General features: G+C 64.5%; 13 protein-coding genes. 3 read left to right on the plus strand and 10 right to left on the minus strand.

Annotated features, from left to right (window positions below):
- Positions 1-273 (minus strand): hypothetical protein (locus LGR64_RS25165; protein WP_230357275.1); only part of this gene is annotated, 273 nt, incomplete at its 3' end.
- A gap of 109 nt (positions 274-382) precedes the next feature.
- On the opposite strand from LGR64_RS25165, the gene LGR64_RS25170 reads away from it, so the two are divergent.
- Positions 383-2,260: an ATP-binding cassette domain-containing protein gene (locus LGR64_RS25170; RefSeq protein WP_013800378.1), complete on the plus strand. Its 1,878-nt coding sequence runs from the start codon at positions 383-385 to the stop codon at positions 2,258-2,260.
- 78 nt (positions 2,261-2,338) lie between these two features.
- On the opposite strand, the gene LGR64_RS25175 is transcribed toward LGR64_RS25170, so the two are convergent.
- The 7 genes from LGR64_RS25175 to LGR64_RS25205 all read right to left on the minus strand — a co-directional run bounded on the left by LGR64_RS25175 (position 2,339) and on the right by LGR64_RS25205 (position 8,879).
- Complete coding sequence (locus LGR64_RS25175; RefSeq protein WP_013800377.1) at positions 2,339-3,472, minus strand: protein-glutamate methylesterase/protein-glutamine glutaminase; 1,134 nt, start codon at positions 3,470-3,472, stop codon at positions 2,339-2,341.
- A 15-nt stretch (positions 3,473-3,487) separates the two neighbouring features.
- Complete coding sequence (gene cheD, locus LGR64_RS25180) at positions 3,488-4,225, minus strand: chemoreceptor glutamine deamidase CheD (RefSeq protein WP_012202590.1); 738 nt, start codon at positions 4,223-4,225, stop codon at positions 3,488-3,490.
- Positions 4,226-4,258: 33 nt separating this feature from the next.
- Entirely contained in the window at positions 4,259-5,149 is an 891-nt protein-coding gene (locus LGR64_RS25185; protein WP_013800375.1) for a CheR family methyltransferase, read from the minus strand.
- Positions 5,150-5,175: 26 nt separating this feature from the next.
- A complete protein-coding gene (locus LGR64_RS25190; RefSeq protein WP_012202588.1) occupies positions 5,176-5,664 on the minus strand; it encodes a chemotaxis protein CheW in 489 nt (162 codons plus the stop codon).
- Positions 5,665-5,779: 115 nt separating this feature from the next.
- Positions 5,780-7,978, minus strand: a complete 2,199-nt coding sequence (locus LGR64_RS25195) for a chemotaxis protein CheW (protein ID WP_096914211.1) — start codon at positions 7,976-7,978, stop codon at positions 5,780-5,782.
- Between the two features lie 39 nt (positions 7,979-8,017).
- Positions 8,018-8,380, minus strand: coding sequence for a response regulator (locus LGR64_RS25200; protein WP_012202586.1), 363 nt, complete (start codon positions 8,378-8,380; stop codon positions 8,018-8,020).
- Positions 8,381-8,432: 52 nt separating this feature from the next.
- The gene (locus LGR64_RS25205; protein WP_012202585.1) at positions 8,433-8,879 is read right to left on the minus strand and encodes a hypothetical protein; all 447 of its coding nucleotides are present in this window, start codon (positions 8,877-8,879) and stop codon (positions 8,433-8,435) included.
- Between the two features lie 119 nt (positions 8,880-8,998).
- On the opposite strand from LGR64_RS25205, the gene LGR64_RS25210 reads away from it, so the two are divergent.
- Complete coding sequence (locus tag LGR64_RS25210; RefSeq protein ID WP_065346514.1) at positions 8,999-10,147, plus strand: hybrid sensor histidine kinase/response regulator; 1,149 nt, start codon at positions 8,999-9,001, stop codon at positions 10,145-10,147.
- Between the two features lie 39 nt (positions 10,148-10,186).
- Positions 10,187-10,816 (plus strand): response regulator, encoded by a 630-nt coding sequence (locus LGR64_RS25215; RefSeq protein WP_012202583.1) that lies wholly within the window; start codon positions 10,187-10,189, stop codon positions 10,814-10,816.
- A gap of 48 nt (positions 10,817-10,864) precedes the next feature.
- On the opposite strand, the gene fliR is transcribed toward LGR64_RS25215, so the two are convergent.
- Positions 10,865-11,635: a flagellar biosynthetic protein FliR gene (gene fliR / locus LGR64_RS25220; protein ID WP_012202582.1), complete on the minus strand. Its 771-nt coding sequence runs from the start codon at positions 11,633-11,635 to the stop codon at positions 10,865-10,867.
- Positions 11,636-11,664: 29 nt separating this feature from the next.
- Positions 11,665-11,934 (minus strand): flagellar biosynthesis protein FliQ, encoded by a 270-nt coding sequence (gene fliQ, locus LGR64_RS25225; protein WP_012202581.1) that lies wholly within the window; start codon positions 11,932-11,934, stop codon positions 11,665-11,667.
- Between the last annotated feature and the right edge of the window lie 10 nt (positions 11,935-11,944).

The raw sequence follows: 11,944 nt of genomic DNA on the forward strand, positions 1-11,944 counted from the left end.
CGACTCGCTGCGATCAGCGAAGCCTTGAATTCTAGCACAGTTTTTAGCGTCGTTGCAATCAAATTTCTTCGATCTTTTCAACACCAGCGATCTGCATCGCTTCTCTTCAGCAGAGCCTTGCATTGTAGCACGTTTTTTCGTGCTGTCTACAAGACTTTTCTGACTCATCGCTGTCTGCAAGGCAGTGTGGCGACGAGGGATCGAACTATAGCATGGGTTTTTACCGATGGCGTGAAATTCGTGAACTTCCTTGCAGACCAGTGAAGAAGCCACCGCCCCGCCCTCTGAAACCGGCCCGGAGCCTGCCCTGCGGGCAGGCTCCGGGCGGGGAGGCCTTGCTGCCTGCACCAGGAATCGGGCCCGCATAGATAATGCGCGCACGATGGCATTGATTACTTTGATAGACGCCCAACTGGCGTTCGGGCATGTGGCGCTTCTCGACCACGCCCAGTTTTCCCTGGAGAGCGGCGAACGTGTGGGCCTGATCGGTCGAAACGGCGCAGGGAAGTCCTCTTTGTTGAAGATTCTTGGCGGACTGGCCAAGGCCGATGACGGCCAGGTCCAGACACAGTCCGGTATCCGCATTACTTATGTGGCGCAGGAGCCGGTGCTTGTGCCCGAGCAGACGATCTTCGAGTCGGCGTCCGCCGGCATTGCCGAGGTGATCGCCGTGCGCGAGCGCTATCTGGCGGGTGGCGAGGGCGAGGATCTCGATGCGCTGCAGTCCCAGATCGAGGCCTATGACGCCTGGAATTGGGAGCAGCGCGTGGAAGAGACGCTGCAGCGGCTGCACCTGGATCCCGACGCCCTGGTGGGCACGTTGTCCGGGGGGATGAAGAAGCGCGTTGCGCTTTCCCAGGCGCTGGTGGCCCGTCCTGACGTGCTGCTGCTGGACGAGCCTACCAACCACCTGGACCTGGATGCCATCGAGTGGCTGGAGGAGCTGCTGCTGAACTTCAAGGGCAGCGTGGTGACCATTACCCACGACCGCTCCTTCCTGGACCGCGTCTCCACGCGCATCGTGGAGCTGGATCGTGGAACGCTGCGCTCCTATCCCGGCAATTTCGTTCAATACCAGCAAACCAAGGAAGATCAGCTGGCCCAGGAGGCCGTGATCAACGCCAAGGCCGACAAGCTGCTGGCCCAGGAGGAGGTGTGGATCCGCAAGGGCGTGGAGGCGCGCCGCACGCGCAGCCAGAGCCGCATCGGCCGATTGGAGCAGTTGCGGGCCAACCGCGCTGCCCGCCGTGATGTGCTGGGCGGGGTGAAGATGGACATTGCCTCGGGCCGGGGCGATGGCTACCAGGGCAAGATCGTGGCCGAGCTGACCGATGTGGCCAAGTCCTTTGGCGACAAGCAGATCGTCTCGCATTTCAGCGCCACCATCCTGCGCGGTGACAAGGTGGGACTGATCGGGCCCAACGGTGCCGGCAAGACGACGCTGCTCAAGATGATTCTGGGCGAACTGGCGCCTGACAGCGGCAACGTGCGGCTGGGTGCGAATCTGCAGGTGGCTTACTTCGACCAGATGCGGCACCAGATCAATATGGATGCCACGCTGGAGGACTTCATCAGCCCCGGCAGCGAGTGGATAGAGATCGGCAACCAGAAAAAGCACGTGAAGAGCTATCTGTCGGACTTCCTGTTCTCTCCGGCACGCGCTCACTCTCCTGTGCGTTCACTGTCCGGCGGCGAGCGCAACCGCCTGCTGCTGGCGCGCCTGTTTGCCCGCCCCGCGAATGTGCTGGTTCTGGACGAGCCCACCAACGACCTCGATATCGAGACGCTGGAGATGCTGGAAGACCTGCTGCAGAACTACGACGGCACGGTATTCCTGGTCAGCCATGACCGCAGTTTCCTGGACAACGTGGTCACCAGCACCATTGCCTGGGAAGGGCCGGGCAAGTGGCGCGAATACGAAGGCGGCGTGCAGGACTGGCTGGACCAGTCGCGCCGCAGCCAGGATCTGGCCGAGGCTGCACAGCCCAAGCCTGCCAAGGAAGAGGCCAAGCCGACGGCGGTGCGCAGCGACAGCAAGCCCAAGCGCAAGCTCAGCTACAAGGAGCAGCGCGAGCTCGATCAGTTGCCCGAGACCATTGCATCGCTGGAGGCGGAGCAGAAATCCATTCGCGAGGCCCTCGCCGACGGCTCGCTGTATGCCAACGACAACTCCCGCGCCGTTCAGTTGCACCAGCGCGATGGCGAGATCGATGAGCAGCTGATGGAGGCACTGGAGCGCTGGAGCGCCTTGTCCGAGTAAGCACCGTGTCGAACTGACAAAAAAAAGAGCGCCATGCGCTCTTTTTTTCATGGAGGCCGCCAGAGCTGGCCGTTCCGCTCAGATGCGGTGGTGCACCTGGTCCGAACCTATGCGCAGCTTGCCCAGCAAGGCGGCAGCGATCTGGTTGAGGGGCAGCACTTCGTCGGCAGCGCCGTGGGCGATGGCCTCGCGCGGCATGCCGAAGACGATGCAGCTGGCCTCGTCCTGCACGAGGTTGTAGCTGCCTGCATCGCGCATTTCGCGCATGGCGACCGCACCATCGGCGCCCATGCCGGTGAGCATGATGCCGTAGGCGTTGCGGCCCGCGCAGGCGGCCACCGACTTGAACAGCACTTCGACCGAAGGCTTGTGGCGATTCACCGGCGGGCTGTCATCGACCACGGCGACATAGTTGGCGCCGCTGCGCTGCACGGAGAAATGCTTGCCACCCGGGGCGATATAGGCATGACCGGGCAGCAGGCGCTCGCCGTGCTGCGCTTCCTTCACAGTCATCTGGCACAGGCTGTTGAGCCGGGCCGCGAAGCTGGTGGTGAAGCCCGGCGGCATGTGCTGGGTGATGACGATGGCCGGGCAGTCGGCCGGCAGATGGGTGAGCACTTCGCGGATGGCCTCGGTGCCGCCCGTGGAGGCGCCGATGGCAACCAGCTTCTCCGTGGAAAGCCGCCCCAGCAGCGACGTCGGTGCAGCCTGGCGCGGCACGGCCGAACCTGCAGAGGAAGCGACCGGCGCTGCCGCGCTGCCTGCGGCAGAGGCTGCACTGCGGGGAGCGACCGGCAGGCGCCGTACCTGGGCCACGGCAGCAACGCGGATCTTGTCCACGATCTGCGCGGCCAGTTCCTGCAGGCCGTTGGAGACACCCACGCGCGGCTTGGCCACGAAGTCGATGGCGCCCAGCTCCAGTGCACGCATGGTGACCTCGGCGCCGCGTTCGGTCAGCGTGGAGATCATGACCACCGGCATGGGACGCAGGCGCATGAGCCGGCCCAGGAAGTCGATGCCATCCATGCGCGGCATTTCCACATCGAGCGTGATCACGTCGGGATTCATCTCGCGGATCATTTCGCGTGCGATCAGCGGGTCATTGGCCGAGCCGATGCATTCCATGTCGTGCTGGCGATTGATGATCTCGGACAGCAGACTGCGTACCAACGCAGAGTCGTCCACCACGATCACCCTGATTTTCCTGTCCATTCCTTTGAACCTTCCTCAAAACAGGTCGACCGAGCCGCCTGCCGTATTGCGTGCCACGACGGCTGCATTGCCGCGCGTGAATTCCTGCTGTACCAGCTCCTCCGGATGGGCATGTGCCAGGCGCTTGACCATGGCCTTGCCGCTGGCGGGGAAGAACACCACCTTGCGAGGGTAGATGTCCAGCACATCCTCCGAGACGATGGGGATGCGTTCGGTCTGCAGGTACTGCGTGACGAAGGCGGTATTGCGTTCGCCCACGTTCATGGTGGTGAAGTTGTGCATCACCTGCCCGCCACCGAAGATCTTGGCCTGCAGCGACTCGCGCCGGGCACCGAGCTTGAGCATTTCGTTGATCAGCAACTCCATGGCGTACGAGCCGTAGCGGCCCGATGCATCGGCAGAGTCGCCGTCGGGCAGCATGAAATGGTTCATGCCGCCCACGCGCATGGTGCGGTCCCAGATGCAGGCCGAGATGCAAGAGCCCAGCACGGTGACCAGGATCACGTCCTCGTTGGAGACAAAGTATTCGCCGGGCAGCACCTTGACGGCGTTGTGCTGGAAATGCGGGTCGTAATAGAAGAACGAAGCCTCGCCAGGGTAGCGCTGCTGGCGCTTGAGCTGCTCCAGCGAGGAACGCGGCACCGGATCGCCCGGCGCCGGATAGTCTGCAGCGGTATAGCTGTTGATGCGCGGCATGCGGCGACGCTCCGAGGGCGCCGGTGGCGGTGCGAAGGCAGGGCGGTCTCCGATCATGGGAGCACCCCCTGGCATGCGGCAGGACCTGCGTCAGCGGCGCTCATAGACGGTCTTCCCCTTGAGCGTGAACAGATCGCGCGATTCACTGAAGTTCTCGGCATGCCCGACGAACAACAGGCCACCGGGCTTCATCACGCGGTGGATGCGCTCCAGCACGCGGCGCTGCGTGGCCGCGTCGAAGTAGATCATCACGTTGCGGCAGAAGACCACGTCGAAGGGGTCGCGGAACGGCCAGTCGTCACGGATCAGGTTGACGTTGAGAAACTCCACCAGGCGGCGCAGTTCGGGCTTGACGCGCACCAGGCCTGCATTGCCGGCCTTGCCCCGCAGGAAGAAGCGGTGCAGGCGCTCGGCGCTCATGCCCTTGATGCTTTCGGCGCGGTAGACGCCAGCCGATGCCGTGTCCAGCACGCGCGAGTCGATGTCGCTGGCCTGCAGTTGGAAGCTGGGCGTGGCACCCAGCGCTTCCAGCGCCGTCATGACGATGGAGTAAGGCTCTTCCCCGGTCGAGGCCGCATTGCACCAGACCTTCCAGGCCGTGCCGGCCGGCTTGCTGCGCAGATGCTGGGCAAAGATCTCGAAATGGTGCTGCTCGCGAAAGAACGCCGTGAGATTGGTGGTCAGCGCGTTCACGAACTCCTGCCACTCCACGCCGTCGGACTGCGACTCCAGCCAGTCCAGGTAGGTGGAGAAGCTGTCGTAGCCCGTCTCGCGCAGGCGCCGCGACAGGCGGCTGTAGACCATGGCGTGCTTGCCATCGTGCAGGCTGATGCCGGCCCGCTGGTAGATCAGCGCCTGTACGCGGGCAAAGTCCCGCGACGACCATTCGAATTCGCGCCCCTGGGCCAGGGGCCCGTTGGCATCCCCGTCGTCGGCGACGGGACGTGCGGCCAGTGCCGCATTGGATGAGCCGGATCGCATGAGGGCGCTCAGTGCAAGAACGGGTCTCAGTCGACCGAGGCGACCAGGCCCATGTCCACGTTGTTCATGAGCTTTTCGATGTCCAGCAGGATGAGCATGCGCTCGCCCACGGAACCCAGGCCCAGAATGCAGCCGCTGTCAATGGCGCTTTCGATGTCCGGCGCGGGGCGCACGGCTTCGGGAGCCAGTTCCATCACGTCGCTGACCGAGTCCACCACGATGCCCACCACGCGGTTGCGCAGGTTCAGGATGATGACGACGGTGAAGCTGTTGTATTCCACCTGGGAGCAGTTGAACTTCAGCCGCATGTCCACGATGGGCACGATGGTGCCGCGCAGATTGACCACGCCCTTGATGAATTCCGGCGCATTGGCGATGCGGGTCGGCGGCTCGTAGCCGCGAATTTCCTGCACCTTCAGGATGTCGATGCCGTATTCCTCCTGGTCCAGGCGGAAGGTCAGGTACTCGCGCGCGCCGGTGGCGACGCCTTCTGCGGTCTTAGCGATCACGCTCATTGCTCAGCTCCTCAACTGTCGGGCCCGCGCCGTGGTGGCGAAGGCCATGGTTTCTTGGCGGCGCGCAGGCACTGCCTGCGGCGCCGTCGATTGTCGTCAGGTATCCCTGTCCCATTCAGTGGCGTGCACGACGCACCAGCGCGCCGGTGTCCAGAATCAGCGCCACCGTGCCATCGCCCAGGATGGTGGCGCCCGAAACGTTGGGCACCTTGCGGTAGTTCGATTCAAGGTTCTTGACCACCACCTGGTGCTGGCCCAGCAGCTCGTCGACCAGCAAGGCCACGCGGCTGCCGTCGGACTCGACCACCACCATGATGTTGCTGGACTGGCTGGTGTCGCTGCGCGGCACGCGGAAGGTCTTTTCCAGCGCGAACACGGGCATGTACTCGTCGCGCACCTTGACCAGCTGCGTGCCGTTGGCCACGGTGTTCACGTCTTCGGCCTTGACCAGGAAGGACTCGACCACCGAGGACAGCGGCAGGATGTAGACCTCGTCGCTGACGCCGACCGACATGCCATCCATGATGGCCAGGGTCAGTGGCAGGCGAACGGCCACGCGCATGCCCTTGCCCTGGGTGGACTCGATCTCGACCGAGCCGCCCAGCGCCGCGATATTGCGCTTGACCACGTCCATGCCCACGCCGCGCCCGGACACGTCGGTGACGACGTCGGCCGTGGAGAAGCCCGGTGCGAAGATCAGCTGCCAGACATCCTGATCGGGCATGTTGTCCGAGACATCCATGCCGCGCTCGCGGGCCTTCTGCAGAATCCGCTCGCGGTTCATGCCGCGCCCGTCGTCGCGCACCTCGATGACGATGGAGCCGCCCTGATGGGAGGCTGCCAGCGTCAGCGTGCCGTGCTCGGACTTGCCGGCCGCCAGGCGGTCCTCGGGCATTTCGATGCCGTGGTCCACGCTGTTGCGCACCAGATGGGTCAGCGGGTCGGTGATCTTTTCGACCAGTCCCTTGTCCAGCTCCGTGGCCTCGCCCAGCGTGATCAGGTCGATCTTCTTGCCCAGCTTGCCGGCCAGGTCGCGCAGCATGCGCGGGAAACGGCTGAACACGGTGGACATGGGAATCATGCGGATGGACATCACCGATTCCTGCAGATCGCGCGTATTGCGATCCAGGTCGGCCAGGCCTGCCAGCAATTGCTGGTAGGCCGATGCATCCAGTCCGTGGCTGTTTTGCGCCAGCATGGCCTGGGTGATGACCAGCTCGCCCACCAGGTTGATGAGCTGGTCGACCTTGGACACCGACACGCGGATGCTGGTGGACTCCATCTGCGCCTGCTGCGTCTGGGCCGCCGTCTTGGCGGCGGGCTTGGCCACGGCGCCGGCCGGCTGGATGGCCAGCGCGCCATCGGCCTGGGGCATGCCGGGTGCGCCGTTGAAGAAGCCATAGGCCTCATCGGCAGGCGGAATGGCGGCCGAGGCCAGGGCGGCGTCGGGGTCGTGCGCATGCTCTTCAGCGGCCGGGGCTTGCGCCGCCACCGCTGCGGGTGCTGCCTCGGCAGGGGCTCCGGCCGCCGTGATGCGGACCTGCTCCTTGGCCACGTGGAAGGCGAACAGATCGAGCAGGTCGTCGTCGGTGGACGAGGTCTGCACGTCAAAGAGGCGGCTTTGCGGCTGATCGCAGGCCAGGTCCTCGATGCGTCCCAGACCGGGAATGTCGCGGAACAGCTCCTTGATGGCCTCGGCCATCTCCAGGCGCTCCAGCGGACCGATCAGGATATGCAGCGAACGTCCGCCGCTGCTGGGTGCCGTGCCGACGGCGCCGCCTGAGACAGGCGCTGCAGCAACCGGGGCCGGTGCCTGCGCTGGCGCAGCCACAGGGGCTGGAGCTGGGGTCGGTGCGGGAGCCGGCGCTGCCGCTGCAGGTACGGCGCTGCGGCCTTCCGCCAGCGTCTCGATGCGTGCCACCAGATCCGTGGTGGACAGGGCCTCGCCCTCGTTGCCGGCCTGGTGGCGTGCCAGCAGGCTGCGGCTGGCATCAGCCGACTCCAGCAACACATCGACCATCTCCGGAATCGGTGTGATCTCGTGCCGGCGCAGCCGGTCGAGCAGCGACTCCATGCGGTGTGTCAGCTCGGTCACGTCGGCAAAGCCGAAGGTGGCCGCCCCGCCCTTGATCGAGTGCGCGCATCGGAAGATGCCGTTGAGTTCCTCGTCATTGGCCGCTGACAGATCCAGATTCAGCAGCATCTGCTCCATCTGGTCGAGGTTCTCGGCCGCTTCTTCGAAGAAGATTTGATAGAACTGGCTCAGGTCGAAGTCTGCGCCCGCTCCTGCCCCATCCTGGTGTAGATCCGCCATCTTTGGTCCTGCTGTTTCCTGTTGCCTGTACTTATCGGCTCAACGCATTACTTTCTGAATGACTTCGATCAAACGGTTTGGATCGAAGGGCTTGACCAGCCAGCCCGTGGCGCCCGCGGCGCGTCCGGCCTGCTTCATCTGGTCGCTGGATTCGGTGGTGAGAATGAGAATCGGCGTGTTCTGGAACTTGGGGTCTTCGCGCAGCTTGCGGGTCAGGCCGATGCCATCCAGACGCGGCATGTTCTGGTCGGCCAGCACCAGGTCGACTTGTTCGAGCTGTGCCTTCTCGAGCGCATCCACGCCGTCAACCGCCTCCACAACGCGAAATCCCGCCCCTGCGAGGGTGAACGCCACCATCTTTCGCATCGAGGGGGAATCATCAACAGCCAGAATCGATCGCATGTATAGCTCCAACAGACGGGCAATAAAAGGTAGAAGAGTGCATGGTCAGCGGTCAGAACAGCTCGACCGAGCCAGCATCCATCTCGCTTTGCGTGACGGGATTGGGCCGGTCGGGTATCGCCGGCAGGCCCAGGGAATCGTCCTCCCCCTCGTCCACGCCCATGGTGGCTGCGGCCAACTGGAACGCGCAGCCTTGCAAAATCTTCGTAATATGGGCGATCAACTGGGAGGACATGTCGTGAAACTGCAACTCGGTCACCGCCAACCGAAGCGTGGACCGCGCGGCGTCCAGCTCGGGCAAGGCGCCTAGCGCCTCACCGGCCAGCTGGCCGTGGGTCTCATCGAAACGGTCCAGCAGGTTCTGCGTTGCATGATTGAGAAGGCCTTCCAGGCGCTGCAGATCGCGCATCGCCACCAGCAAGGCATCCTGCAGGTCTGCGGCCACCATGACGGGCATGGGGACGGCAGGCTCGCCCGAAGGCTTGTGCATTGACTGCATTGTTACTCCACCACCAGCGTTTCAGCCCAATGTTCGCCATGCTCTGCAGCATGGCCAGCCCTTGTCAATCGTCCCCAGGAATGCAGCGCATCCCTTGATATACACGACCACTTGCATTTATGTTCCAAAATGTATCTCATGATAGCGCCCCCGGGGATGCCAGACCACCGCACAAGCCCTTGCGCATATTGCACATCGAGGATTCGGCGGCCGACCAGGCGCTGGCGCGGCTGAGCCTGCTGCGCGGCGGACTGGTCTGCGAGATTGTCGCGGTCGACCTGCTCGATGATGCCGCAGCCGCGCTGCAGAGCCAGGCATTCGACCTCATCCTGGCCGACTACCACCTGCCCGGCTTCACGGCGCTGGACGCCTGGGAGCTGGTGCGCCGCCAGCCCGGGCATCCGCCCTTTGTGCTGCTGTCCGGCGCCATCGGCGAGTCGGCCGCCGTGGACGTGATGCGCGAGGGCATCAGCGACTACCTGCTCAAGGACCACATCACGCGCCTGCCCCATGTGGTCTCGCATGCGCTGGAAGTGCACGAGGCCCGCCTGGCGCGCCGCCGCGCGGCGGCCGAGCTGGCGGCATCCGAGCGGCGCCTGGCCGATCTGACCGAGCACCTGCAGACCTCCACCGAACGGGAACGCGCCAGCATTGCCCGCGAGATCCACGATGACATCGGCGGCTCGCTGACCTCGGTGAAGTTCGATGTGGCCTGGATTGCGCGCAATGCGCCCGAGGGCGGACTGCGCGAGCATGCGCTGGCCGCGCTGGAAATGCTGGAGCATGCGCTGGGTGCAAGCCAGCGCATCATGATGAACCTGCGCCCGCCCGTGCTGGACCAGGGACTGGTGGCCGCCGTGCAGTGGCTGGCCGAGAATTTCGAGCGCCGCACGGGCGTGCCCACCCGGGTGCGCAGCAGCCGCGAGAGCATGGACATCGCGCCCGACATTCAGGTCGTGGCCTACCGCACGGCCCAGGAGGCGCTGACCAACGTCGGCAAATATGCCCAGGCGCGCCATGTGGACATCGATCTCTCGGACCGCGAAGGCTTTCTCACGCTGGAGGTGACGGACGACGGCGTGGGCCTGGCCGAAGGCGCGCGCGACAAGCCCGAATCCTTCGGTTTGCGCGGTCTGGGCGAGCGTGCGCGCACCGTTCAGGGCTGGCTGGATGTCAGCAGTCAAGCCGGGCGAGGAACCTCGGTCATCGTCTCCATTCCGCTGGACGATGGCGGCACTTGCCCTAATATCCCGGGCAATGAATGCTGAACGCCATGGCGGCGTGACCCTTTTTCCAGGAGGCCGACTTTGATCCACGTGGTGCTGTGCGACGACCATGCGGTGCTGCGCCGGGGCATCCGTGACACCCTGGCCGAGGCAGTGGACATCAGCGTCACCGCCGAAGCAGGCAGCTATGCCGAACTGCGCGAACAGTTGCGCACCGCCACCTGCGACGTGCTGCTGCTGGACATCAACATGCCCGGCCGCAGTGGCCTGGAAGCCCTGGCCAGCGTGCGCGAAACCCATCCGCTGATCAAGGTGCTCATGGTCTCCATGTACCCCGAGGATCAGTACGCGCTGCGCTGCCTGAAGGCGGGCGCGCAGGGCTACGCCAACAAGGCAGGCGACCCGGTGCTGCTGATCGAGGCGGTGCGTACCGTGGCCACGGGGCGCAAGTACCTGACGTCCGAAGTGGCCCAAATGCTGGCCGACAGCCTGGCCCAGCCCGCACCCCAGGTGCCGCATGAAAGCCTGTCCGAGCGCGAGCTGCAGACGCTGATCAAGATCGCGGCCGGGCAGCGGCTGACCGACATCGCCACCGAGCTGATGCTCAGCCCCAAGACCGTCAGCGTCTACCGGGCGCGCGTGCTGGAAAAACTGCAGATGAGCAGCAATGCCGAACTCACGGCCTACGCCATCCACAACCAGCTGATCTGAGGCTTTTGCGGCCGACAGGCCTGTAAATCTGTTGTTTTTCACAACTGCTTACATTGAAGTGCCAAATACCGCAATGCCGCGCTGCAGCAAGGCGACCAGGGGCTGCTCAAGCAGCGGCAGCGTGGCCATCAATCCCGTCAGGCCCACGGTGAGCGTGACCGGAAAACCCACGGCATAGATGTTCATCTGCGGTGCTACGCGCGAAATGATGCCCAGCACCAGGTTCACGAACAGCAGCATGGCGACCATAGGCAGGGCGATCCAGAAGGCACTGGCGAAGACCGCCGCCCCCATCTCGTGCAGCCGCATCTGGTTGATGGCCTGCAGGAAGCTGCCGTCCACAGGAAACGCCTCGTAACTCTTGAGCACGGCCATCAGCACCAGCAGGTGCCCGTTGATGACGATGAACAGCAGCGTGGAAATCTGGACCATGAAGCGCGCCACGGCGCTGAGCTGGGCATTCGTGGTCGGATCGAAGAAGCTAGCGAAGTTCAGGCCCATCTGCAGGCCGACCACCTCGCCCGCCACCTCCACGGCGGCAAACACCAGGCGCACCGCAAAGCCCACGGCCAGCCCCACGCCGACCTGCTGTATCAGCGTGCCCAGCGCCTGTGGCGAGTTGATGCCGATCACGGGCTGGTCGCCCAGCACGGGCTGCGCGCACACCGCGACCAGAAAGGCCAGGCCGATCTTCAGCCGCATGGGAATGACGCGCTGCGAGAACACGGGGGCCACGGAGAACATGGCCAGCACGCGCAGAAACGGCCAGAGAACGGGCGACAGCCACGCCACCAGTTGGGCTTCGCTGAAGGTGATCACAGTGGCGTTTCCAGTGCGCGGCGAAGGGCTCAGCCCACCGCCTGCGGAATGGTCTCGATGGTGCGGCGGATGAAGTCCACCAGCGTGCTCAGCATCCACGGGCCCGCAATGGCAAACACCAGCACGGCGGAGATGAGCTTGGGCACGAAGGCCAGCGTGGCCTCATGCACCTGGGTCACCGCCTGGAAGACGCTGACGGCCAGGCCCACGGCCAGCACCACGCCCAGCACGGGCATGGAGATCATGAGCAGCAAGGTCAGTGCCTCGCGGCCGAAGGTGAGCACGTATTGGGAGGTCATGGAAGGATTT

It is taken from the genome of Delftia sp. Lp-1, from assembly GCF_020523835.1.
Classification (GTDB): domain Bacteria; phylum Pseudomonadota; class Gammaproteobacteria; order Burkholderiales; family Burkholderiaceae_C; genus Comamonas; species Comamonas acidovorans.